27 protein-coding genes and 4 tRNA genes are annotated in these 24,357 nt (G+C 35.1%); 5 read left to right on the top strand and 26 right to left on the bottom strand.

Annotated features, from left to right (window positions below; genetic code table 11):
* Window positions 1–6: 6 nt before the first annotated feature.
* The 4 genes from yihA to tig are packed head-to-tail and all read right to left on the bottom strand — an operon-like array spanning window position 7 to window position 3,810.
* Window positions 7–597: a ribosome biogenesis GTP-binding protein YihA/YsxC gene (gene yihA, locus MVE07_RS10445; RefSeq protein ID WP_297457347.1), complete on the bottom strand. Its 591-nt coding sequence runs from the start codon at window positions 595–597 to the stop codon at window positions 7–9.
* Between the two features lies 1 nt (window position 598).
* Window positions 599–1,828, bottom strand: a complete 1,230-nt coding sequence (gene clpX / locus MVE07_RS10440; RefSeq protein WP_297457344.1) for an ATP-dependent Clp protease ATP-binding subunit ClpX — start codon at window positions 1,826–1,828, stop codon at window positions 599–601.
* 7 nt (window positions 1,829–1,835) lie between these two features.
* Window positions 1,836–2,447 carry an ATP-dependent Clp endopeptidase proteolytic subunit ClpP gene (clpP, locus tag MVE07_RS10435; protein ID WP_297457341.1) on the bottom strand — a complete coding sequence of 204 codons (612 nt, stop codon included), beginning with the start codon at window positions 2,445–2,447 and terminating at the stop codon, window positions 1,836–1,838.
* A complete protein-coding gene (gene tig / locus MVE07_RS10430; protein ID WP_297457338.1) occupies window positions 2,434–3,810 on the bottom strand; it encodes a trigger factor in 1,377 nt (458 codons plus the stop codon). Before tig ends, clpP begins: the two co-directional genes overlap by 14 nt.
* Window positions 3,811–4,386: 576 nt before the next feature.
* Here tig and MVE07_RS10425 point away from each other — a divergent pair.
* On the top strand, window positions 4,387–6,162 hold the full coding sequence (locus MVE07_RS10425; protein WP_297457335.1) for a S8 family peptidase: 1,776 nt from the start codon (window positions 4,387–4,389) through the stop codon (window positions 6,160–6,162).
* Here MVE07_RS10425 and MVE07_RS10420 read toward each other — a convergent pair whose 3' ends face one another.
* The 7 genes from MVE07_RS10420 to lnt form a co-directional block, all read right to left on the bottom strand.
* Entirely contained in the window at window positions 6,163–6,831 is a 669-nt protein-coding gene (locus MVE07_RS10420) for a CDGSH iron-sulfur domain-containing protein (RefSeq protein ID WP_297457334.1), read from the bottom strand. It abuts the gene before it with no gap.
* An 81-nt stretch (window positions 6,832–6,912) separates the two neighbouring features.
* A tRNA-Leu gene (locus MVE07_RS10415) sits at window positions 6,913–6,996 on the bottom strand.
* 5 nt (window positions 6,997–7,001) lie between these two features.
* Window positions 7,002–7,085 (bottom strand) — tRNA-Leu (locus tag MVE07_RS10410).
* A gap of 26 nt (window positions 7,086–7,111) precedes the next feature.
* Window positions 7,112–7,531, bottom strand: coding sequence for a hypothetical protein (locus tag MVE07_RS10405; RefSeq protein WP_297457331.1), 420 nt, complete (start codon window positions 7,529–7,531; stop codon window positions 7,112–7,114).
* A gap of 57 nt (window positions 7,532–7,588) precedes the next feature.
* A tRNA-His gene (locus MVE07_RS10400) sits at window positions 7,589–7,664 on the bottom strand.
* An 80-nt stretch (window positions 7,665–7,744) separates the two neighbouring features.
* Window positions 7,745–8,254 (bottom strand): hypothetical protein, encoded by a 510-nt coding sequence (locus tag MVE07_RS10395; RefSeq protein WP_297457328.1) that lies wholly within the window; start codon window positions 8,252–8,254, stop codon window positions 7,745–7,747.
* Window positions 8,230–9,747, bottom strand: a complete 1,518-nt coding sequence (lnt, locus tag MVE07_RS10390) for an apolipoprotein N-acyltransferase (protein WP_297457325.1) — start codon at window positions 9,745–9,747, stop codon at window positions 8,230–8,232. Before lnt ends, MVE07_RS10395 begins: the two co-directional genes overlap by 25 nt.
* 74 nt (window positions 9,748–9,821) lie before the next feature.
* Here lnt and MVE07_RS10385 point away from each other — a divergent pair, with 74 nt between their 5' ends.
* Window positions 9,822–10,109, top strand: coding sequence for a ferredoxin (locus MVE07_RS10385; RefSeq protein WP_029522887.1), 288 nt, complete (start codon window positions 9,822–9,824; stop codon window positions 10,107–10,109).
* Here MVE07_RS10385 and MVE07_RS10380 read toward each other — a convergent pair.
* The 5 genes from MVE07_RS10380 to fetB all read right to left on the bottom strand — a co-directional run bounded on the left by MVE07_RS10380 (window position 10,106) and on the right by fetB (window position 15,256).
* Window positions 10,106–11,377, bottom strand: a complete 1,272-nt coding sequence (locus MVE07_RS10380; RefSeq protein ID WP_297457321.1) for a M48 family metalloprotease — start codon at window positions 11,375–11,377, stop codon at window positions 10,106–10,108. The two genes, MVE07_RS10385 and MVE07_RS10380, sit on opposite strands and share 4 nt — an antisense overlap.
* A complete protein-coding gene (locus MVE07_RS10375; RefSeq protein ID WP_297457318.1) occupies window positions 11,377–12,234 on the bottom strand; it encodes a YicC/YloC family endoribonuclease in 858 nt (285 codons plus the stop codon). The genes MVE07_RS10380 and MVE07_RS10375 overlap by 1 nt, the downstream gene beginning before the upstream one ends.
* A gap of 10 nt (window positions 12,235–12,244) precedes the next feature.
* Window positions 12,245–13,327, bottom strand: coding sequence for a VIT1/CCC1 transporter family protein (locus tag MVE07_RS10370; RefSeq protein ID WP_297457315.1), 1,083 nt, complete (start codon window positions 13,325–13,327; stop codon window positions 12,245–12,247).
* Window positions 13,320–14,453, bottom strand: a complete 1,134-nt coding sequence (locus tag MVE07_RS10365) for a glycosyltransferase N-terminal domain-containing protein (protein WP_297457312.1) — start codon at window positions 14,451–14,453, stop codon at window positions 13,320–13,322. The genes MVE07_RS10370 and MVE07_RS10365 overlap by 8 nt, the downstream gene beginning before the upstream one ends.
* Window positions 14,454–14,518: 65 nt before the next feature.
* The gene (gene fetB / locus MVE07_RS10360) at window positions 14,519–15,256 is read right to left on the bottom strand and encodes an iron export ABC transporter permease subunit FetB (RefSeq protein ID WP_297457309.1); all 738 of its coding nucleotides are present in this window, start codon (window positions 15,254–15,256) and stop codon (window positions 14,519–14,521) included.
* Window positions 15,257–15,333: 77 nt separating this feature from the next.
* Between fetB and MVE07_RS10355 the strand changes: the two genes are divergently transcribed.
* Together MVE07_RS10355 and MVE07_RS10350 are read left to right on the top strand one after the other, a co-directional pair.
* A complete protein-coding gene (locus MVE07_RS10355; protein WP_297457306.1) occupies window positions 15,334–16,059 on the top strand; it encodes a CsgG/HfaB family protein in 726 nt (241 codons plus the stop codon).
* Window positions 16,060–16,073: 14 nt separating this feature from the next.
* Window positions 16,074–16,508, top strand: a complete 435-nt coding sequence (locus MVE07_RS10350; RefSeq protein ID WP_297457303.1) for a hypothetical protein — start codon at window positions 16,074–16,076, stop codon at window positions 16,506–16,508.
* Here MVE07_RS10350 and lpxB read toward each other — a convergent pair.
* Entirely contained in the window at window positions 16,471–17,637 is a 1,167-nt protein-coding gene (gene lpxB / locus MVE07_RS10345; RefSeq protein ID WP_297457301.1) for a lipid-A-disaccharide synthase, read from the bottom strand. The genes MVE07_RS10350 and lpxB overlap by 38 nt on opposite strands.
* Before the next feature lie 120 nt (window positions 17,638–17,757).
* Here lpxB and MVE07_RS10340 point away from each other — a divergent pair, with 120 nt between their 5' ends.
* Window positions 17,758–18,423, top strand: coding sequence for a Rad52/Rad22 family DNA repair protein (locus tag MVE07_RS10340; protein WP_297457299.1), 666 nt, complete (start codon window positions 17,758–17,760; stop codon window positions 18,421–18,423).
* Window positions 18,424–18,947: 524 nt separating this feature from the next.
* Here the strand turns inward: MVE07_RS10340 and MVE07_RS10335 are convergent.
* The 9 genes from MVE07_RS10335 to MVE07_RS10295 all read right to left on the bottom strand — a co-directional run bounded on the left by MVE07_RS10335 (window position 18,948) and on the right by MVE07_RS10295 (window position 24,342).
* Window positions 18,948–19,023 (bottom strand) — tRNA-Pro (locus MVE07_RS10335).
* Entirely contained in the window at window positions 19,014–19,319 is a 306-nt protein-coding gene (locus MVE07_RS10330) for an HU family DNA-binding protein (RefSeq protein ID WP_297457297.1), read from the bottom strand. Before MVE07_RS10330 ends, MVE07_RS10335 begins: the two co-directional genes overlap by 10 nt.
* Window positions 19,320–19,352: 33 nt before the next feature.
* Complete coding sequence (locus MVE07_RS10325; RefSeq protein ID WP_029520498.1) at window positions 19,353–19,871, bottom strand: gamma carbonic anhydrase family protein; 519 nt, start codon at window positions 19,869–19,871, stop codon at window positions 19,353–19,355.
* A 117-nt stretch (window positions 19,872–19,988) separates the two neighbouring features.
* The gene (locus tag MVE07_RS10320) at window positions 19,989–20,453 is read right to left on the bottom strand and encodes a PIN domain-containing protein (protein WP_297457292.1); all 465 of its coding nucleotides are present in this window, start codon (window positions 20,451–20,453) and stop codon (window positions 19,989–19,991) included.
* Complete coding sequence (locus tag MVE07_RS10315; protein WP_297457289.1) at window positions 20,428–20,640, bottom strand: hypothetical protein; 213 nt, start codon at window positions 20,638–20,640, stop codon at window positions 20,428–20,430. Before MVE07_RS10315 ends, MVE07_RS10320 begins: the two co-directional genes overlap by 26 nt.
* A gap of 18 nt (window positions 20,641–20,658) precedes the next feature.
* Window positions 20,659–21,144: a 6-carboxytetrahydropterin synthase gene (locus MVE07_RS10310; RefSeq protein WP_297457285.1), complete on the bottom strand. Its 486-nt coding sequence runs from the start codon at window positions 21,142–21,144 to the stop codon at window positions 20,659–20,661.
* 12 nt (window positions 21,145–21,156) lie between these two features.
* The gene (locus tag MVE07_RS10305) at window positions 21,157–21,936 is read right to left on the bottom strand and encodes a dihydroorotate dehydrogenase electron transfer subunit (RefSeq protein ID WP_297457282.1); all 780 of its coding nucleotides are present in this window, start codon (window positions 21,934–21,936) and stop codon (window positions 21,157–21,159) included.
* Between the two features lie 107 nt (window positions 21,937–22,043).
* Window positions 22,044–23,753 carry a succinate dehydrogenase flavoprotein subunit gene (gene sdhA / locus MVE07_RS10300; RefSeq protein WP_297457278.1) on the bottom strand — a complete coding sequence of 570 codons (1,710 nt, stop codon included), beginning with the start codon at window positions 23,751–23,753 and terminating at the stop codon, window positions 22,044–22,046.
* 106 nt (window positions 23,754–23,859) lie between these two features.
* Window positions 23,860–24,342: a DsrE/DsrF/DrsH-like family protein gene (locus MVE07_RS10295; RefSeq protein WP_297457275.1), complete on the bottom strand. Its 483-nt coding sequence runs from the start codon at window positions 24,340–24,342 to the stop codon at window positions 23,860–23,862.
* Between the last annotated feature and the right edge of the window lie 15 nt (window positions 24,343–24,357).

Raw genomic sequence — 24,357 nt, 5'->3', positions numbered from 1 at the left:
TTATCATTATTTTTCTTTCACAAAATCAAGAACATAACTCATTAGCTCTTTTATACCTGTTTTTTCCTTTGAAGAAGTCAGGAAAACCGGAAAATCATTTGGCAAGCCAAGTGTTTTTCTGATGATTTTTTTTGCTTTTGCTTTTTCACTTTGGTTAAGTTTATCTGCCTTTGTTGCAACAACAATATAAGGAATTCCAAGACTCTCAAGCCATTCTTTCATCATAATATCCAGTTTTGTTGGTTCATGTCTGCTATCAACAAGCATTATCACAAGGGATAGGTTTTCCCTTGTTTGAAAATATGTTTCTATCATTCTTTTCCATTTTTGTCTTTCTGCTTTTGAAACAGCAGCATATCCGTATCCAGGAAGGTCTACAAAATAAACGTTATCATTAAGTAGGAAAAAGTTTATAAGCCTTGTTTTCCCGGGAGATGAGGATACTTTGGCAATATTCCTGTTGAATATTGCATTTATAAGTGAGGATTTTCCAACATTGGAACGGCCAACAATAGCTATTTCCGGGAAGTGAGGAGGCGGATAATCCTTTGGATTAACCGCACTTTTGACAAATTTTACCTTTTTGACAGTTGCCATTTTAACTTGCTTTTTCGTATATCAAAATTGGCTGTTTTTTCTTCAGGACAACATCTTTATCTATTACTACTTTTTTAACACCTTTTGCCTGAGGGACTTCATACATAACATCAAGCATAATTTCTTCTACTATTGCCCTTAAACCTCTGGCACCGGTTTTTCTGGCAATAGCTTCCCTTGCTATTTCTCTGATTGCATCTTCTGTAAACTCAAGCTCAACGCCATCCATTGCAAGTAGTTTTTTATACTGCTTGATAAGTGCATTCTTTGGTTCTGTAAGAACCCTTACCAGTGCATCTTCATCAAGTTCTTCCAATGTGGCAATTACAGGTATTCTTCCTATAAATTCAGGGATCAAACCGAATTTAATAAGATCTTCAACCCTTACTTTTGAAAGAATATTTCCTTCTTCCTCTTCTTTTGACCTGATTTCTGCAGCAAATCCAATGGATTTTTTACCAATTCTCTGTTTTATAATATCCTCAAGGCCTACAAAAGCTCCACCGAGGATAAAAAGTATATTTGTTGTGTCAAGCTGAATAAACTCCTGATGGGGATGCTTTCTACCACCTTGTGGTGGAAGGTTCGCAATAGTTCCTTCTAAGATTTTAAGTAATGCCTGCTGAACACCTTCTCCGGAAACATCCCTTGTTATAGATGGATTTTCACCGGATTTTTTGGCTATTTTGTCTATCTCATCTATATAAACAATTCCCTTTTGTGCTTTTTCTATATCATAATCTGCAGCCTGTAATAATCTCACAAGTATACTTTCTACATCTTCTCCAACATATCCGGCTTCTGTTATGTTTGTTGCATCTGCTATTGCAAAAGGAACATTAAGTATCTTTGCCAGTGTTCTGGCAAGCAGGGTTTTACCTGAACCTGTAGGTCCTATTAGCAAAATATTACTTTTTTCCAGTTCAACGTCGTCGTCTGAGTATTTCTCAGGGTAAAAAATCCTTTTGTAGTGGTTATAAACTGCAACAGATAATATTTTTTTAGCCCTTTCCTGCCCTATTACATACTCATCAAGTTTTTTCTTAATTTCTGCAGGTGTAGGAAGTTCTTTAAGCTCTTCTACAGGTTTATTTTCCAGTTCTTCTTTTAAAAGCAGATTACACTGGTTTATACAATCATCACATATAAAGATATTATCAGGCCCCGCAACCAAAACCTTTACTTCATCCTGTGATTTGCCACAGAATGAACATTTATGCAGTTCGCTCATACTTTACCTACCTTTTTTCTATTACTTTGTCTATCAGGCCGTATTCTTTGGCCTCGTATGCAGACATAAAATAGTCCCTTTCTGTGTCTTTTTCAATTTTCTTTATGCTTTGTCCTGTATGTTTTGCAAGGTATTCATTAAGCATTTTTTTCAGCCTAAGTATCTCTCTTGCATGTATCTCAATATCTGTAGCCTGTCCCTGAAATCCACCAAGTGGCTGGTGTATCATAATTCTGGAACTTGGGAGGGCATATCTTTTGCCTTTTGTTCCTGCAGAAAGCAGAAAAGCTCCCATTGATGCCGCTTGCCCCATACAGATTGTGCACACATCCGGCTTGATATAGTTCATAGTGTCATAAATAGCAAGCCCAGCAGTAACAACACCACCGGGGGAGTTTATATACATATATATATCTTTGTCCGGGTCTTCAGATTCAAGGAATAACAGCTGTGCGACCACAAGGTTTGCCACATGGTCATCTATAGGAAATCCAAGCAGGATAATCCTGTCTTTTAAAAGTCTTGAATATATATCGTAAGCCCTTTCACCCCTTGGGGTTTGCTCAATAACTATTGGAACTAACTGGCTTACGATTCTATCTAAATCATTTTTGCTCATCTACTTCCTCCTTTTTTTCCTTAGAAGATTCTTCTCTTTGCTCTTCTTGGGTTTCTTCGGCTTTTTCTTCCTGTTGCTGTTGTTTCATTTTTTCTTCGTATTCTTCTTTTGTCATTTCGATAATATTAGCCTTTTCTTTTAAAAGGTCAAGGACTTTTTTCCTGAGAATTGAGTAAACGATATTATTCATAAGATTATTTTCTTCAAGATATTTTCTAACCTGTTCAGGTGTTGTGTTGTAAGCTTTTGCCATTTCTTCAATTTCTTTGTTAACCTCTTCCTCAGAAACTTCTATACCTTCTTTTTCTGCTATTTTGTTTATAACAAACATAACTCTGACATTCTTAATTGCTGTCTCTTCAAGTCCCTGTGCTGCTGCAGCGAGCATTTCCTGGCTTGGTTTGATTCCGTAATTTTCAAGCTGTCTTGCGTAATCCTGAACCAGATATTCCAGTTCTGCTCTTACCAGTGAAGATGGAACTTCAAAATCATACTGTTTAGCTAGTTCATCAATTATTTTTTGCTGCAGTTCGGCTTCTTTTGCAATTTTTACCTGATTTTCTATTTGTTCTTTTATTTTTTGTTTAGCTTCTTCAACATTTTCGCCAAGACCTAATTTTTTAACGAACTCATCATCAAATTTTGGTAGTTTTTTCTTCTTGACCTCAAGGATTTTTACATTAACTTTAGCCTTGCCAAATTCCTCTCCCTGCTCGTTGTAAAGTGGAACATCCTCAACCTCTATTTCTTCCCCTGCCTTTTTACCTATGATTTTTTCTTCTATCTCAGGTCTAAGCTGTCCTGCTCCAATTACAACCTCAAGTTCATCCTCTTCCTCTTCTCCGTTATCTGCAATTATATGGTAATGGATTTTTACCATATCACCTTCTTCAACTTTCTTGTCTGTAACTTCCCATTCTGCGTTTTCATCTCTAAGCTTGTCTATGTAGTTTTGGACATCCTCATCTGTGATTTCATGTTTTATAGTTTCAATTGTTAATCCTTCGTAAGGCTTGAGTTCAAATTCAGGGGCTACTTCAAAGGCAACTTTGAATTTTAGAGTATCCCCTTTTAGCTCTATATCTCCAAATGTTATATCCTGTGAAACAGGTTGCAGATTTTGTTCCTCCAGAATTTTCTGGAGATTTTCCCCGATAAACTTTCTTGCAACTTCTTCCTGAAGTGCAGATTTGTATCTTGCCTTAATTACTGATGCAGGAACATGTCCTTTTCTAAATCCGGGGATATTAACATTTTTTTGGAACTCTTTTATGACGCTATCAACTAATTTTTTAATTTTGTCTCCTTTTTCTTCAATTGTAAGAGTTCTTACAAGTCCTTTTTCTTCAACTGTAACGCTCATTTACCTCTCCTTGCTTGATTTTTTTAGAAAATACAAACTTTTATTATATCAAATATGCGCTCCTGATTGCTCCATAAAAACAGGTTGGAAAAATAATGGAATAAAGTGCTGCTCCAGACGGATTTCGTATAGTAATACAGATATCCAAATAAAATAGACGGAAAAAATGTAAGTGCAGAAAATATGTCAGGTCGCAGAATAATGTGAGGAATAGCAAAAAGTATAGAGGTTAGAATTATAGATAGATGTATATTTAATTTTTCTGCAAGTTTATTCTGCAAAAAAGCTCTGAAAAATACTTCTTCTGCAAATACTTGTGGTAAAGTGTGGAGATATAGATTTGAAAAATTTATAAATGGTAAATAAACAGCAGAACTCAAAAACCCTATAAAAACAGCCTTGAAATTTCTCAGGCCTAAATATCTTTCGTCAAGTAATAAAAGGGGCAAGATTAATATCAAAAACTGTAAAAAAGAGAGAAAAACGAAAAATTTAGACAGTAATACCGATATAATAAGAAGAAAGTATAATAAAGCTACCTGTTTCATCCTTTAATTTTAAACGGAGGAAATTTTAATGAAAAGGGTATTTTTATTATTTTTTTTAATGGGATTTTTATATCAAAGCCATTCTCAAGAAGTTATCGTTTTTCTAAAGAATGGTATTAAACCTTCTTCTATTACTACCCAGTCAGTAGTTAAAAAACATAAAAACAGAATTGTTCTTAAAGTTCCTAATGGAAAAAAATTATCCGAGTTTATAAAAGAGCTACAAAAAGATCCTGATATTGCCTATGTCCTACCAAATTATAAGGTTTACCCACAGGCTATTCCTAATGACCCTTTATATCCGCAACAATGGTATTTGAAAAATATAGATATGGAAAATGCTTGGGATATAACTACTGGTTTAAATACTGTATATGTTGCTGTAATTGATACAGGAGTTGATTACACCCATCCTGATATAAAGGCTAATATCTGGGTTAATGAAGATGAGCGTAAAGGAGATGATGCAAATTGTAGTGATGGCGAGGATGACGATGGTAACGGCTACATAGATGATTGTTACGGATATGATGCAATTACGGGAAAAGGGAGTGCTATGGACTATGATGGTCACGGGACAAATGTTGCAGGGATAATAGGTGCCACAACAAACAATGGTATTGGCGTAGCAGGAATAAACTGGAATGTAAAAATAATACCTTGTAGATTTATGGCGAATGGTTCAGGAGATGTAAACGACCTTATTGAATGTCTTGAGTATATAAAATCCTTAAAAAACCAAAAAGGTTTGGATATCGCTGTAATAAACGGAAGTTACGGTTATACTGCCCCTGCTGATCAAACTTTAAATGTAGATTGCACTCAGTATCCTGATACAGAAAAATGCCTTATTCAGGATATAGGAGCAATTTTTGTTGCAGCTGCAGGAAACTATACCTCTAATAATGATATAAATAATTTCTTACCATGTAATTATTCTGTTGTCCTTGATAATGTTATATGCGTTGGTTCAGTAGATAGGTATGACAATATATCCTCTTTTTCAAATTACGGGGTGTCTACAGTAAATATTTTTGCTCCAGGAGGAGAAGTAAATAGTAATCAACTTATTCTTAATCTGTATAAATATACTAATGACGGTGATGACACAAATGATTATGCAGGCTTTGTTGGAACTTCCCAGGCTGCACCTCAGGTTGCAGGAGTTTTATCTTTACTCAAATCAATAGATTCCACCTCAAGTTCAAATGCAGAGCTGATTAAAAAAGTTATAGCTTCAGGGGATAATCTGTTATCACTTTCAGGTTATTCTGCATCCTGTAACAGACTTAATGCATACAAAGCCGTTTCCTCTCCTGATAATCTTCCTAAAATCTGCATAAATAAACCTATCACCCAGGATAATCAGAATTTCTACTACAAAGTTGGTTCAATAGAGACAGGAAATACTAAAGAATTTTCATTCAAAATAAAAAGCACAGGAACAGGTGCCTTAGATATAGGTAATGTATATCTTGATAAAAATTCTAAATTCAAAATAACTGGAGAAACTTGCTCTGGAGGATCTTTTAATTTTGGACAAATTTGTGAAATAAGGCTTTCTTTTAAATCTAATGAAGAAGGGAATTTTTCAGATTACCTGAATATAGAAACAAACACTAAATATAACACCATAAAAATTAAACTTTCAGGTTCAGTATATTCACCTAAAACTGATACCGGCGGTGGAGGTAGTGGAGGTTGTTCAATGGATACTACCGGAAATTACACATATTTTGAATGGATGATGCTATTATTCCTGTTATTCGCAGGTAGAATACTTCTAAACAGAAAAATTAGCTAATTAAAGTTTAAAATTTTTATCTTTGAATTTTATTTTGATGTGGGTGCCGTCACAAAAGGGTTTGTTGGCAGATTTCCCACATCTACAAAGGGTTACCCTGTTTCTGATCTCATAAATAGTTCCTTTTGAAGATTCTATAGGAATTCCCCCTTTTACCCAGATAGGTCCACTTACTCCTGCAAGATTGTCTTCTAATATGCTTATTTCTTTAGGAAACTCTGGTTCTATAGGGTTTCCCTCTTTATCGGTAAGAACCAGTCTGCCTGAGGGACAGTTCCATACTTCTCCCTTTATCTCATCTATAGCTTTCACTTCTTTAATATGTTCCCATATACCTTTTCCTTTTAAACAAAATCTTGCAGAAGAACATAAAGGTTTGTTATCAAGCAAATTAAAGTTTTTCCCTGAATAAACTTTTGCTAATTCAGCATAAGGAACATTTTCTGCTGTTTCCTCTCCATCAAATCCGGCTTTGTGAGAGCCATCGCAGAATGGTTTGTTTTTTGACATTCCACATCTACACAATGCATATTTTCCTTTTACCTGAAACTCCTGAACCTTTTTCCATTCCTGCGGTATGGTCATTTTGTATTTGACCATTATTTCCCGGAAAAGCGGGATATTCCCTGAGACAATATAAGGACCATTTTCCGTTATTTGAATTTTCATGATTTAACCCTGACATTTTTGCTGATAAGGATAAATATAAATGTTAATTGGAGATTGTCTATGATAATTTTGGAAATTAAGTGCGAGCGGGGGGAGTTGAACCCCCACGGCCTTGCGGCCACGGGATCCTAAGTCCCGCGCGTCTGCCAGTTCCGCCACGCTCGCATATATGCGGGTGGTGGGAGTCGAACCCACACGGGCTTGCGCCCACAGGATCCTGAATCCTGCGCGTCTGCCAATTCCGCCACACCCGCAGGTGCGGTCTATAATATATGCATTTTTATTTAGCTGTCAGCAGTATTCTAAGGACTGTTCCACCAAGTCCCTGTTTTATTTTAATAACAATCAGTTGCCTATCCCTTGAATATGCCACTGTAGTTTCTTCGCCGGCAACAAATAACTCTTTTTTCCAACCATTTTTAGGCATGTATTTATCAAAGAAGTATAGCAACTTTGAAGTGGATGCTTTTCCCACATAAACAAGATAAGCTCTTACAAGGCCTTTATTTTCATAAATCATAGACAAGTCTTGCTTAAGAGAAAAGTTTGAAGGCACAGGAAAAACATAATCACCGTATTTTACTGTAAACGGTTGAAGGACTTTAGGTTCTTGGGAAAACGCGTTTTGGGTGTTTACATTACAGCTAATAAACATAAATGTTGCTGCTACAAAGGAAAGGTATAAGAATATTTTTTTCATAAAAATAAATCCTCCGGATAAGTCCTGCATTTATATATTATAAACAATTACAGGAAATGGGGAGGGTGACGGGACTTGAACCCGCGACCCCAAGGGCCACAACCTTGTGCTCTGCCAGCTGAGCTACACCCTCCATAAGAGGCTAATATTATATGATTGTTTAATCTTTTTTGCAAGATTTAAGGGCTAAATTTTTGAGTTTTTCATATATTTTTATGCTCTAATATATTCAAATTTACATTTTTCATTTTCATAATCTCTCTCTTTCCACTGGACGCCTTTTGCTCCATACATATGCTTTGCAAATCCTTCAATAAATCCCCATCCTGCCCAGCATACAGAATGTTCTGTTGGTTTAAGGCTTCTATCATCAAGAATTTCATAAAACACACATTTGCAGATATAAGCGGCATTTTCTTCTCTTTCTACCCGTTCTGCAAAACCAAGCTCATTTAAGGCCTGTTCCATAACTTTCTCCCAATTTTCCTTTTGGTTTTGCTCCATCATTGTTTTAGCAACTTCCCTACCCAGCTGTCTCATTGTGGAAAATCCGCCTTTTTCACCAAATAAATCCTGTATTTTTTCTGCAAATGCAAAAACCAGTTGTCTACCTGATATGTCCTCTCCTAAATCTTTCAAAATCAGTTCAACAGCTTTATCACCAATAATATTTTTCGTAAGCTTAACCAGTATTGATATTACTTCTTCATTAATCTTTTCCACAGCTGGCTCCTTATCACAGAAATTAGTAATAAAAATATAATTAAATAACTTATTTGAATATAGTAATAATATTGGCTAAAGAAAGTTATATTTTCAAGTAGATAAACTTTATCTATTATTATTCCTTCTTTAAATAACCCTATGGAAGAACTTATTTTACCAGTTGGGGTTATAACTGCTGAAATACCTGTATTTGCAGCTCTGACAAAATATCTCCCTGTTTCTATTGCTCTTACCCGTGCCATTTCAAAATGCTGGTAAGGGGCTACTGTATTACCAAACCATGCATCATTGGTTGCATTTATTATTAGATTTCCCTTTTGGGAAAACGATGCCACAAATTCAGGAAATATGGCTTCAAAACAAATAAGAGGGATAATTTTGAATTCTTTGTATTCTAATACTTTTTGTTCTTCTCCCGGCATAAAATCATAGCCCTGTAGATAAGGGAATAAAGGTTTGAAAATTCCAAATGGAAAAGGGACATACTCACCAAAGGGCACAAGTTTAATCTTATTGTAATAATCAACTATATTGGCTTTTTCATCAAATAAAAAAATAGAGTTATGAAGTATTAATTTATCCCCTTCTTTGTAATAATTATCAAACCCTGAAACAAGGGGAACACCAATCTTTTTTAAATAATGTCTGAAATAAACATACAAAGCTCTTTCTGGCTTAAAAAGTGGATATGTTGGAATTGCAGATTCAGATAAAATAATCAGGTTAACATTTTGTTTAACAGCTTCCCTCATAAGTTTTAGATATTTCTGTGTGATTTCCAGTGCTTTCTCAGGGTCATTTTTTTTACTTTCATCTATATTTCCCTGAATAATGGCTATTTTTTTTGGGATACCTTCAGGTTGAAAGTTTTTAATCCTATTATTTCCCCAGCTATAAATAGCTACAAATATGGCAATACTAAAAATAACTAAAGACGCGGACACGAAGTTCCTATCACGGATAAACAGATAAATAACTACAGAGAAAAAAACAGCTAAAAAAGAAAGAAAATATATGCCTGTATAGGCTGTTATCTGCGCTATAGGGTTTATATAAGAAAGGGAATATCCTATCAGGTTCCATGGAAATCCGGTAAAAGGAATAAATTCTCTGAGGTTTTCCAGTAAGACCCATAAAAAAGGTGCTAAAAATATGGAGTATCTATAATCCCGCATCCAGTTTAAAAATACTGAAAACGGCACAAATAAAAATAATGAGAAGAAAATAGCAAACAGAATAAATAAAATTATCGCCACAAAAATATTAACATCTCCGTAGTAGCTTATAGCATAAGTAATCCAGTAAAAAGAAAAAATGCTAAAGGAAACCCCTGTAATAAGAGAATATAAAATGACTTTTTTAAAGGGCTCATTGTAAGACTGATAAAAAATAATAAAAAATCCCCCTAAAAATGCAAAGGGGATAAAATATCCCGGCAGGGAAAGTGCAAGCAGCAATCCCCCGATAAACGCTATTATAATATTTTTCATTGATTTATATCCTTTGAGAAATATCTTAATTCAATTATAATCTAAAACTGATAAACATAATAAGGAGGAAAAGTATGGGTAAATTAAAGGTTGTTGTTGATAGAACAATCTGTGAAGGAATTGGTCCATGTGCAGAGGAAACCAAGTATATTGAACTTGATAAAAGACATAAAGCTGTAATCCTTGAGCCGGGAAAACCAAAGGAAGAGGTTATGGAAAAAGCCCAGCATGTTAAAAGACAGGAAGTTATTTTAGACCTTACCCCTGAGGAAGAAGAAGAAATATTCAGAGCAGCAGAGGCCTGTCCTGTAAAAGCCATATTTATATATGACCCTGAAACAGGGGAACAGCTATATCCTTAATAACCTAACAACCTTTGCAGGCGTCTTTTGGCGTCTGCTTCCCATCCCCTTTTGCCATTTGTTAGTTTCAAGGCCTTCTCATAATTTTTAATAGCTTTGCTTATCTCTCCTAATGCCTCGTAATCTCTACCTAAGAAATAGTATGTGTCAGGAAAGTTTGGAATTAATACTTTTGCTTTTGTTAGATATTTTATGCTTTCTCTATATTTTTTAAGTTTAAAATACCCAAAACCTGCAAAAAAATGTGGTCTGAAGAACATCCCATCAATCTGGGCTGCTTTAACGGCGTATTTAACACCATCGGCATATTTTTCCTGCTTTAGCAAAATATAAGATTTTAAGGCAAGAGCAGCATTATTTTCAGGATACAGCTTTATAGCTTTGTCCACAAGGTTCAGTGCGGCTACCAAATTTTTATCTTTAATCAGCTTGATTTTTGCCTTTTTATACAGGTCATAGGAAGGTTTTGTTTTTTCTAGTTTTTTCTTTATGTAATGGAAACGGGGACTATCTTTTTTTAGAGGTTTATTTAAATCAAGTCTGGATATTATTCTTTTTGCCTGTTTTATTCTTGTGTCTGGTAATGGGTGTGTTAATAACCATTCTGGTTGATGAATTTTATCTAATTTTTTGAAAATGTAGAAAGTTTCTATAAGCCCCCTTGGATCATATCCTGCATTATATGTAAATCTAATTCCATATCTGTCTGCTTCGCTTTCCTGATCTCTACTCCATTTTAACGATAATAGCTGTGCCCCAAGACCGCCAAATTGCATAAGAACATTACCGTATTTTGTCTGATAAGCAAAAATAGCTGCCAGATTCATAAGTAAATTCATTCCATACATTTTTTCAAGAAATTTAGCATGGTGCCTTGCGTTTACGTGTGCAAGCTCGTGTCCCAGAACTCCTGCCAGCTGGTCTTCTTTATCAAGGGCAAGTATAAGTCCTCTATTTACAAAAATAAATCCTCCAGGAAGTGCAAAGGCGTTTATAACATCTGTATTGACTACATAAAATTTATAATTCAGTTTTCTTGGAGTATGTTTTGCTATTTCCTGTCCAAGCTGGGACACATACTCTTGAACTTCTTTGTCTGGATATCTGCCATCATTTTGTTCAATGGCCAGGGGAACATACATCTGGCCTATTTTTATTTCCTGACTTTCAGGCAGGAGGGTATACGTTTCCTTTCCTGTTAACGGGTCATAGGTTTTTGCACAGGAAACCAGTATGAAAGCTACTAATAAAAGTATTACTTTTCTCATTATTCTATATTCTGAATCTGTTGTCTGATTTTTTCAAGCTGGGTTTTCATTTCTACTGTGTAAGGGGAAAAATCAGGCATTTTGTTCCCAAGTGTGTTTATCTCTCTGTGCATCTCCTGACATAAAAAATCCATTTTTCTACCTACAGGCTGGTCTAATTTTATAAGCTCTTTGAACCTTTTTATATGGGATTTTAGACGAACTATTTCCTCTGTTATGTCCATTTTTTCTGCCAGGAGTGTGGCTTCTATAAAAGCCCTTTCTGAGTATTCTTCCCCAAGGAGTTCTTTTACTTTTTCTGTTATTTTTTCTTTTGCCTTTTCTATGATTTCATCTTTTTCTTTTTCTATCTTTTCAACGATTTCTTCTATTATTAACAATCTATTTTGTATGTCTGCTATGAGCTTTTCTCCTTCTTTTTTTCTTTCCTCTTTTAATTTTTCACAGGCTTCTTCTACCACTTCAAGAATTCTTTTTTTCAGTGCCTCATCTACTACTTCTTCCTCAAGCTCAGATGCAAGCCCTGAAACAAGGTCAAATATTTTATCATCAGAGGGTTTTAAACCAAGTTGTGAAAGCATCTGATTAACACTTTCAAGGGCAGTTTTCATATTATCAATATTCATCAATATCTTAGGTTTTGTATATTTGATATTCACATAAACCTGAAAACTACCCCTTTCAAAATATTTTTTTATGGTATTTCTTATATCCAGTTCAACAAAAAATAGAATTTCTCTAGGTCCTTTTATGGATATATCAATTCCTTTGTTATTCAGGGATTTTATACGAACTTCTATCTCATACTCATCAAAATTTTTTATTGCATACCCAAAACCTGTCATACTGTAAGGCATTCTATTCCTCCTATATTTCTATTCCAAATACAGACTGCATTATTGAACCAAAAATATATGCAATTCCGGCTGCTGTAAAGGCGGATATTACCATTTCTGCAATTTTTTTCTTGATACTGATTCCTGACAGGACAGAAATAACTGTTGCTACGATTGTCAGGGCTAAACCTGCAAATATTATTGAAAATGGCAGGGCTATATATGAGTTTGGTGCAAAAAAGTAAGGAATTACAGGGAAAAACACGCCAAACAGATAGGCAAATCCTGTAAATAGCCCTGATTTGACTTCATTTTCGTCTGTTTCCTCAATAAGCAGTTTTGATATGGCCTCCTTATTAAGCCCGATTTTATTGGCTATTTCTTCGGCTATCTCTTTTACAACACCTGAGGAAATCAGTTTTTCTTTGTATTCTTCAACTGCCCTTTCAGGTGCAACATCAAATATAATTTCCATCTGTTCTTTTTGTGCCTGATTTACCTGTCTCTGTGAGCGGACAGAAATAAAAGCCCCTATCCCCATTGAAAGTGCACCGGCAAAGCCAACAATCAAGCCGGATATCCCTACCATAATAGGATTATACAGATAAACAGCAGATAAACCTGCAACTGCCCCAAGTATCTCAACCAGTCCGTCATTCATTCCAAGAACAAAATCTCTGATATTTGAAACTCCTTTTTCATTAATCTGGCGGGCAAAGAATGTTTCATGTTCTATCTCATCTAAGATAATTTCCTTTAGTCTTTGTCTTTCTTCTGGGTTAAGGGTGGTCTGCTTGAGAAAATTATAATACTGCTTTATTGCTCCACTTTCACCAAGTTCAAAAAACGATATAACAATAACAGGGTTCATAAATTTTGATAAAAATTTCATAAATAGCAGCTTGGTTTTATTTACTGAAACTTCTGGAACAGCAGCATTTCTATTTTTCAGAAAATCACCCCAGAATTGGGCATGTTTTTTCTCCATCAAGGCAATTTTTTGTATTTTTTCTCTTATATCCTGCTTTTTAATAACTTTGCTGATTTCCATATATGTATAAAAATCATTCATTTCCATCTGGTAAAAATGTTGTGCAAGCTTTATCTCATCCATTCTTCCTACCTAAAACTCTGTTTATATTTTGAACATAGCACCTGAAAATTTTATCTGTTTCTTCAGATAAATTTATATTTTCCATTCTTTTGTTTAGCAGGCTGGAAATAATATCTTCCAATTTCTTTTCGTCCTCTGCCACAAAAATAATCTTATCTTTAAGCTGTTTTACTATATCATCTATTTTGTGATAATGCTTTCCTATAACCACCGGTTTATTTTCTAAAGCAGCCTCAAGAACATTATGCCCACCAATATTGGCTATTGTTCCACCGATAAAAACAAGATTAGCATATTTATAAAATCCAGAAAGCTCACCTATAGTATCAATAAGATAAATATCTTTTTCCATAATGTCAGACTCAGACCTTAACTGATAGCTGAAACCAGAATCCTCAATAAGTTTTTTTACTTCTTGTATTCTTTCAAGATGTCTTGGGGCTATAATTAGATAAAGGTCTGGATATTTTTCTTTTAGTTTTTTGAAAATCTGAAGAATTATCTTTTCCTCAGGGGCATGGGTGCTACCGGCTATCAAGATTTTTCCTTTTTTGTGAAATTTTATATCTTTTTTGCTTTTTGAGGAAATAAACTTTAAATCTCCACATAAAATAATTTTTTCAGGATTGTCAACAAAATCTTTCAAATATTGGTAATCCTTTTTTGACCGGACAAGGAACAAATCAATGCTGCTGAATATTTTTTTATAAAAAACTTTGAATCTTTTGTATTTTTTATAGGAGTCATCAGATATTCTGGTATTGGCTGATATAAACGGGATAAATCTATGGGCTGTGTTTACAAAATTAAACCAGAATTCCCCTTCAATGGATATAACTGCCACAGGATTATAGATTTTTATAAACTTTTTAAATAAAGAAGGAATATCAAATGGTAAAGCCCTTATGGTAGCATAAGGATACTGCTTTTTTGCGTAATCTATTCCCCGAGGAGAAAATACGGTTATAAGAATGTTATATCTATCCTTGTAATGCTCTATTAAAGGCTTCGCAACATTAAGCTCACCAACACTGGCACAATGGAACCATAGATTATTCTGCCCTTTGTCTGAATAAAGAACAAATCTTTCTTTTAGATTAAAGGTGTATCCTTTTTTCTTGGTCAAAAAAATATAAACAGGCAAAACAGGCACCAGCAACAAGATGTAAAAAAATGTATATAAAAACTGTATCAACCTTCAGTAACCGTCCTTATTATTTTTTTGTATCCAAAGTTTATAGAAAACAGTCCTGTAAACAGTGCCACAGCAACCATCATATACATTATAGCAAGCTGATAAGATACTGCTTCAAATGGGTCAGCCCCTGCAAGTAGCATACCTGTTGTTATTCCGGGAATATGAATAATACCCACCGTTTGCAGGGAATTCAGTATCGGAATTAATGAGGCTTTCAAAGACTCCTTCCTGATAAAGTAAAAAGCATCTTTAAGGCTGCCTCCCAATGCAACCACACCCTCAATAATATCCAGTGTGTTCCTTGTTTCTCCTTTCATCCGGTCAACTGCCAGTGTATAAACATTTAAGGAGTTTCCTATTACCATACCACCGACAGGAATTATCTGGTTTGGCTCAAAGGTTATAATGCCCATAAGCAGCAAGGAGGAAATCACTATAAAGGAAGATAGAAATATAACCTGAAAAGCTGTTAAAAATCCTTTATCAGCAAGTTTTACTCTCCTTTGCCCTGTCCATGCCGCAAAAACAACCATAAAAACAAGAATCAAAACAAGGGCTACCGGATTTTTTAGCTTAAAAATAAAAAACAGCAGATACCCAAGGGCAGCCAATTGAAGCAAAGCCCGTATAGAGTTAATCAGTATAGTTTTCTCAAGTCCTAATTTTTCCCTGTATGAAAAATACAGAGCAATAAGTATGAGAATATATGAGGCAAGAAATTTGTATTCCATTAACACCTCTACATTGTTTTATTCCAAAATGAAAAATAATATTATAACTATAAGCAGAATAGGATTTAGAGGGGGTTATGTTTAAAAAGATTTTTGTTTTATTGATTGTTTTGTTTGCTGCCGGATGTTCAGGGATAAAAAGCAATGTAGACACCACAAAGTTTAAAAATGTCAGATATGAAGGCCAAAAGGTTAGAATGGCTGTTCCTATAGTCCTGTGTAAAGCAGCAAAATGCAGTGAAAATATAGCCAGTATTACACAGGATTTGCTCATAAATGAACTGCTCCACACAAACAGATTTATAATGCTTGAAAGGGGATACGGCCTTGAGGAGATAAAAAAAGAGTTGCTTCTATCCCAGTCAGATATGATTGACATTAAAAAAGCCATTCCTACAGGACTACTGGAAGGGGCAGACATTCTGGTTATTGGAGTAATCACGGCAGTTGAACCTAAAAAAACTAAATTTTTTGTTCCGGCTCTAATCCCGTGGAAAGAAGGAGGCAGACATCACATAACAGGGGGAATTGCCCAGTATAAAGAAAGCTATATACAGATAATAGTTCGCCTTGTTGATGTCAGAACAGGTAGAGTTTTGAAATCCATAAAAGGAGAGGGTAAATGGAACTGGTGGAACCTTGTTTTAGGAGAAGGTGCATTTAAAAAAGGTGGTGTTATTGGAGGTATCTCGGTAGACCAGAGTATACCAATGGAACAGACGATACAAAATATGGTTAAAAAAATTGCAGCAGAAATCATAAAAAGTATTCCACAGGAGTATTACAGACATAATATTAATTAAAAGAGGTGATAAAGATGAGATTTTTAATTATTTTGCTTGGTATTTTTGGTTTTGCTTATGCTCAGGGAATTCTTTATTCTGAAAACGACAAAGTCATAATCCTTGGTAAAGATGTTTATTACGGGAAATTTTACTTTTTTAAAAAGCAGCCTATTAAAATGCTGAGTTTACCCGGTGATTTTGTGCTTAAAATTGACAGCTCAAAATGTCCCCTTGGATTTACCCTCGGAGAAAGAAAATATATTCGGGGATTTTACGATGTGAAACTGGTAGATGTTGAAAGGGAAAATAACTGTATCACCTATATTGGAAATATCCCAGAAAGGAAAGTAATCAAAGATATGACTATAGGCCAGATAATACTTACATACTGCGAAATAGATGATAAACTGGATTGTGATAAAGGTGTTATTACCTGGCAGCTTTATTATTTTCCCCAGCAGCAATAAACTGCCTGATAATATCCGCTGTTTTTTGAAGGGCTCCCGGTTGTCCTAATTTCTGTTTTACTTCCGTCAGTTCGGTTTTGGTTTTATTGTAAAGCTTTTTATCTTTTAGATATTTTATACTCCATTCTGCTATAGTTTGCGGATTGCAATCTTTTTGGAGAAGTTCCTTTATCACTTCCCTACCTGCAATAATATTAGGCAGCCCTAAAAAGTTTATGGAAACCAGCATTTTTCCAATAAAAAATGTTATCGGAGACACTTTATAAACCAGTAAAAACGGATTTCCTATAATTGCAGCTTCCAGCGTTGCAGTCCCTGAGGCTATTACAGAAAAAACAGAATGTTTCATAACTTCATAAGAAGGATTTTTTAGCTGATTGCCGGTGATTATACTAACAGGTAGATTTTTATATGTAGATACAATATCCCTTGCCAGATTTTCCATATTTGGCGTGACAGGAATAACAAAATGTAAATCCAGTTTTTCTTTTAGGATTATCTGTGCAGCCTGAAGCATTATAGGAAGAAGGGTTTTTACTTCACTTTCTCTGCTTCCTGGCAAAAGTCCAAATATCCTTTTATCTGAAGGAATTTCCAACCTCTTTTTAAATTTTTCTTCTGTAGTTTCGGATTTGACTATATCCAGAAGGGGATGCCCTACAAACTCAAGCCTGAAATTTTCATTTAAATAAGGTTTATAAATCTCTTCTTCAAAAGGCCATATAGATATAAGCAGGTCTGTATATTTGGCTATTTTGGGAATTCTACCTTTTCCCCATGCCCATACCTGCGGGGCAATAAAATAAACAGTTTTTATTCCTCTTTTTTTGGCTTCTTCAAGGAGTTTCAGATTAAATCCGGGAAAATCCACAACAACAAGTAAATCAACCCCCTTATCAAACTCTTTAACTGCTTTTTTAAAGGCCTGTTTTATTTTGAAATATTTTGGTAAGGCTTCCATAATACCGACAACGGATATATCCTCTAATCTCTCTACAGTTTTACACCCGGCATCACGCATTTTAGGCCCTGTAATACCAAGCCACTCAAATTCAGGAAGCAGTTTTATAAGCTGGGATGCATAGTTATCGCCTGATATTTCGCCAACACTAATAAAGACTTTTTTCAATTTTTCTCCACTTTAAAAATTTTTCACCTAATTATACTAATTTTGGAAAAACTTGCTTAAAAACAACTATTTCATAAATTGTAAGTCATTGAAAAATCTTGTAAAAGGAGGATTTATTCTATGGAAAGACTTTCCACTGAAGAAAAACAAAAGTTAGACAAGCAGCTAAAGGAGGTTGCAAAGAGGGTTAATGAGATTTTAGATAAATATGGAGAAAAGGCTATTCAGGAAGTCCCAGCAAGGGGAAGAAAGCTTGTAGGATATATCCCACAATTTTTAATTGATGCCCTGAATAGTATAACAACAATCTGGGGATATGACTACAAACTCATCTCTCTTGAGGAAAAAGAGGTCGTAAGGAAAAGCGGTAACAAAGAAAAGGTTTATCAGGCTACGGTAGAAGTTTCCCTATGGATTTTAGATGACAGAATAAGGAAAGTTCAGGTCGGTGGTGGTGAAAATGTAACTCCTGGAGATGCGATTAAAGGAGCTATCACAGATGCTATAGGAAAATGTCTTTCCCTTTATTCAATTGGCAATAAAGCTTACAGAGGGGAGCTTGAACTGGGAGAATTTAAACTATCTGCCCCTGAACCAAGAACCACACAACCTACAGAAAAACAGATTGAATATCTGAAAACACTGGCAAAGAAAACACAGATTGAGTTTCCTAAAATGGCAAAACAGATATTGAACAAAACGGTAAGAACAGAAAAGGAACTGAAGGAACTAACAGGTCAAGAAGTAAGCAGATTAATTGAGGCTTACAAAAGAATTGCTGTTTAAGTTGCAGGGGCTTTAGCCCCTGATTTCGTTTTATAATTTTTAGCTCTTATCGGTTGAAAACTCAGTTTTTCTTTACTTTGAGTTCACCTAATTCAAAAAACTGTTTAAATCGGAAGAAGACGATAAAGTTTTTTTATTTTAAAAACTCCAAAATCACTTTCCCATCTGAAGAGAAACGGTTTCTGGGTAAAACAATTACTATCCAGCCTTAAACAGGGATTTGAAATGGTGTATTCTTTACATTGGGGCGTTGCTAATCGTCCTAATGTGGCTGTATCTTTAGATATCAGTTACAAGCTTCCTAATTGTCTTAACCGGCCGCGGGGCTCCCATTGCCCCGGGTTTCAGTTAAGACAATAGCAATTATTTAGTAAGTTTAAATCTTTGGACGCCCACCCGTTTCCCTGCCCGTGGCGGGTCTGTTGCTGGCAGTTAAGCGGAAGCAGGGTTTCCAACCTGCCAGCACTCCCATTTTAAACCCTTATTCATAATTTTTTATATCTGATATTTAGAAATTCTATAAATGGTCGGAGCGAGCGGACTCGAACCGCCGACCTCTGGCCCCCCATGCCAGTGCTCTACCGCCTGAGCTACGCTCCGACTTTTTCTCCATTTAAAGCCTTTTGAAGTTTTTTACCCATTTTAAATGATACACCAAGTCTTTCAGGTATCAACTTTTCTTCTTTTGTTTTAGGATTCCTGCCTATTTTAGGTGCTCTTTTTTTAACAACAAACGTTCCAAATCCTGATATTTGTATTTTATGTTCATCCTCACCGTTAACTATTTCGTCTGCTATCAGCTCAAAAACTCTATTGACAACATCTGCAATATCTTTTTTTGGCAAGCTGACATTTTTATTCTCTATTATCCAGTTGACTATATCAGCTTTTGTCATTTCTAACCTCTTTTTTGTTTTTAAGGAAAAGTATTATAACTCATTTAAATAAGAATTTTTATACATGATATAGTTTTGATAGGATTTTTCAAGCCATTTTAATTCATCTTCTGTTAGCTTTCTTTTGAACTTTGCCGGTGCTCCTGTCCAGAGGGATTGGGGTTCTATTTTTTTGCCTGGAGTGACAAGTGCTCCTGCTCCTACTATACTTTCCCTTCCTACAACCACTCCATCCATCACAGTAGCAGACATACCTATTAGACATCTGTCTTCTATAGTGCAGGCATGGAGCATGACGTTATGGCCTACTGTGACTTCTTTTCCGATTATTGTTGGATATTTTTTGTGGTCAACATGGATTATTGTTCCGTCCTGTATATTTGTTCTATCTCCAATCCTGATATAGTTAACATCTCCCCTTATTACCACGTTATACCAGATTGAACAATCCTCTCCTATCTCAACATCTCCAATAATAACTGCATTTTCGGCTATAAAGGCTGAAGGATGTATTTTAGGATACTTTCCCTTGTAAGGCTTAATTATTGCCATCCTTACCTCTCCTATGTTTTTTTAGAAATCTATATCCTATTACAAAGTAAAGGGCTGTCATAGAAGCCATTATTAAGACCACAACAAGTATTGATGCAAGTTCCATTTATGTTTCCTTTACTTTATATCTTCTGCAGAAGATATAATTTTAATTTTCTTTAAATCTAAATTTTTGAAATCAGTATCAAAAGTTATGATATTGTTAATTTTGTTATCAATACATAGTGTTAACAAAAGAGCATCTTTAGGAAGTAGCCCATACTTTTTACATACTTTCATAAATGTCTCATAGGTTTTCTGTGTAGTGGGTAAAATTTCAAATGATGACTTTATTATTGTTTCTATTAAAGGAATTATTGTTTTATAGTATTTTTTTGCTATTTCAGGATTGTTTTTGAGTTCCCAATAGGACTTTCCTGACAAGTGTCTTACAAGAATATATAAAATCTCTTCTAAAGTATCTATTGTTATGTAATATTCATTTGTATTTTTTTCCCGTATTGTTTCTATTATTTTTACAGCTTCAGGTATGTCCTTAAAATATTCAATGAGAATATTACTGTCTACCATATATTTCTTCATATAATTCTCCAACAAGTTCTTCCGCTGATTTTTCTGTTCTCAATATCCCTCTTAGCTTTTTAAATGCTTTTTCTGCTTGTTCTTTGTTTTTCAGTTCTTTTATTAGTTTCTCCACTTGCTGTGAATTCAAAGATGTCTTTATTTTTATTTCCTTTTTATCATTTGTTTCAATTATAATTTTACCCATGACAAATTCCTTATTTATCTAATCTTCCTTATAAACAGCCTTACCTGTTTCTGTTTCCCAGACTGTAACAGATACAACTTTAATATCTTCCAGCAGACCAGCCTCTTCAAGTTTTTTCTCAAGGAATTTGTAAATAAATCTGGCTATAGCTTCAGCCGTTGGGCAAAAATCAACAACAAACAGCTTTAAAAATCCAAAATGTTCTTTAAAAGTTGGAAATAACGGGTCATTTTTGTCAATAATAAATGAATGGTCTATCTGATTATCTATCAAATCTTTTAATGCAGCCTTTATATGATAAAAATCTATAACCATCTCCTGTTCATTTAGAGTATCTGAACCTACGGTTACTTCCACTTTATAACTATGTCCATGAATGTTAAGACAGGGATTTGGAGGGATTTCTTTTCCCATTAATTTTGCGCCTTTACCGGACATAAGATTTTGTTTCCATACCCTATGACCGGCTTCAAATTTAAATCTTTTTGTTATTTCATATCTCATAACTTTCTCCCTTTAAAACTTTATTTTATATCCATCAAAAACAGGTCCTTCATAACAGACCCGTATATAGTTATCTTTTTCAATATCTTTAATTACACATCCTATACATATTCCAAACCCGCAGGCCATTTTGCTCTCAAGGGATAGATATGCAGGGGTATTATGTTTTTTAGCAACATCCATAACAGCTCTCATCATTCCTTTTGGACCACAAACTGCTAAGGCTGTGTCCGGTTTTTCATTTATCAGTTTATCTAAATCCCTTGTTACAAGGCCTTTTTCTCCATAAGAACCATCTTCGGTGTATATAATTACATCATTTTCAAAGCTATTTTCTTTTATCCAGTCAAGCATTGAAAGCTGTTCCTTTCTTCTAACGCCGTATATTGCTGTAAAACTTTTTCCCATTTCTCTAAGTTTTTTCATAAACAAGGATAATCCTGCAAAGCCTATACCACCACCGACAATAACATAATGATTATAGTTATAAGGGAAAAAGTTTTTTCCAAGAGGTGCAAGGACAGATACCTGCTCACCTTTTTTTAGATAGGTTAATACTTGTGTGCCTTTACCGTAGACATCATAATAAAGGAGAACCTCATCCCCTTGGATATCTGCAATTGCAAAAGCCCTTCTCATCATAGGGTCATACTGGATATCTGAGGTGGCTCTTACCATAGCGAATGAGCCTGCAGGGGCGTCTTTAAGCTGGGGGGCTTTAATTCTAAGAAGATATGTAATTCCTGAGATATGTCTGTTTTCTAAAATTTCGTATTTTTCATCAAATATCAATATTTATCCCTCTAAAAGTAATTACTGGAATTATTATCTCAAAATTAAATGGTGATTGAAAAGGGATATAAATGAAAAAAAATCCCCCGAATCGGGGGATTTGATTTTTAGTATTTTCTTTCCTGTGGTTGATATTTTGTAATTTTTACTTCTGTATATTCAATTTTTGGACCATCTTCTGTGTAATAAGCAAGGGAGTGTTTCAGGAAGTTCTCGTCATCCCTTTCAGGATAGTCTCTTCTTGCATGGGCACCCCTTGACTCTTTTCTCATTTCTGCTGTAATAGCTATAACTTCAGCAAGGTCAAGGAGGTATCCAAGTTCAAGGTAATTTATCAGAGCTGTGTTAAATAATTTTCCACTATCTCCAGGAGCAAGATTTTTATACCTTTCTTTAAGCTCTTTTATTTTCTCAATGGCTTCTTGCATTGGTTTTTCTTCTCTAAAAATACCAACTTTATCCCACATTGTTTGAGCCATTTCCATTCTAATATCGTTTATATTTTCTGTGCCTTCTTTCTTAAGCAGCTCTTCTACTTCTCTTCTTGCTCTTTCTTCTTCAGCCTTATAGTTGTATGTTGTATCTTCAGGTTTGTTTCTTGCATATTCTACTGCAGCTGCACCTGCAGGTTTTCCAAATACAACAATATCAAGAAGTGAGTTTCCACCGAGCCTATTTGCACCGTGAACAGAAACACAGGCACATTCACCAACAGCGAATACACCTTTAACAGGTGTCATTGAAGTTTTGTAATCTTCTACATGGATACCACCCATTGAGTAGTGAGCTGTTGGTCTTACCGGAATTGGCTCTTCAATAGGGTCAACACCTTCAAAATCTATTGCCAGCATTCTAATCTGTGGAAGTCTTTCTTTGATCTTTTTAGCACCTAAGTGTCTGAGGTCAAGATGGACATAAGCCATCATTCCTTCACCCCAGCCTCTACCTTCAAGGATTTCAGTTTCAATAGCCCTTGCAACCATATCCCTTGGAGCGAGTTCCATTTTATTTGGGGCGTATCTTTCCATAAATCTCTCGCCTTTGTTATTTATAAGATAACCACCTTCACCCCTTGCACCTTCTGTAACAAGAATACCTGTTGACCTTAATCCTGTTGGGTGAAACTGGACAAACTCCATATCCTTAATTGGAATTCCTGCTCTGTAACAAAGGGCAACTCCGTCTCCGGTAGAACCAATAGCATTAGAGTTTCTTACCCAGTAAACCCTTGCGTATCCACCGGTTGCAAAGATAATGGCTTTTGCTTTTATAACATGAACTTCTCCGCTTCTTATATCTATGGCAACAACACCTTTGGCTTCACCGTTATCAACTAAAAGCTCTTTCACAAACCATTCATTTAAAAACTCAACATCCTTTTTGAGACATTGTTCGTAAAGGGTATGAAGTATTACGTGTCCTGTTTTATCAGCTGCATAACACGTTCTTGGGAATCCTGCACCACCGAAAGGTCTTTGTGCTATTCTTCCATCTGGAAGTCTGGAGAATGGAACCCCTAAATGTTCAAGTTCATAAATTCTTTTTGGAGCTTCATTACACATAAACTCAATTGCGTCCTGGTCTCCCAGATAGTCAGAACCTTTTACAGTATCAAATGTATGAACTTCAGGACTATCTGATGGGTCAACGTTTGCTAAGGCTGCATTTATTCCACCCTGAGCTGCACCTGTATGTGAACGGGTAGGATAAACTTTTGTTACAACTCCAACTTTTACATCTTTTGCTTTACTTGCTTCAAGGGCTGCCATTAATCCACCGCCACCGGCACCAACAATCAAAACATCGTAATTTAACATAATCTTGCCTCCCAAAAGCATTTCTTAGAGAAATTATTATAAACTATATCATAAGCCTTATATATATTTCTATAGATGGGGAAAGGTAAATAAAATCAAATAAGGCTTAAAAATTCATAACTATAGGTTTTTCTGCCTGATTTACAAAATTTAAAAATGTTGCAGCTCCTGCTGGTTCTTCTACTCCGTCAATAAGGTCTTCTTTTTTATATCCAAATAGCTGCATTGCAGTTTTACAAGGATATAGTTTTACTTCAAGGTCTATTGCCTGTTGAACGAGCTGTTCTATGGAAGGAATTTTATGCTCTGCCATCATCTTTTTCATCATATTTGTTGCAAAATCCATCATACCTGGCATAACTGTTAAGATTTGCGGCACTGGAAAAGGCATCGGCATAGCAGGATTACCTATTGGAGACACTTTAAGCTGTTTAATCTTTTCTTTATGAATTACATTTAGTCCGTAAAAACTAAAGAATATACCTGCTTCCATACCCATGGCCGCTGCAGTGTTTGCCAGAATAAAAGCAGGCATTGCTTTATCAAGAGTTCCACTAAGCAGTATAATTCCTACCCTTGTTTTTGCCATCTTTGCTCCATCTTT

The organism is Persephonella sp., assembly GCF_027023985.1.
Taxonomy (GTDB): Bacteria; Aquificota; Aquificia; order Aquificales; family Hydrogenothermaceae; genus Persephonella_A.
This window is presented reverse-complemented; position numbering and strand designations above follow the sequence as displayed.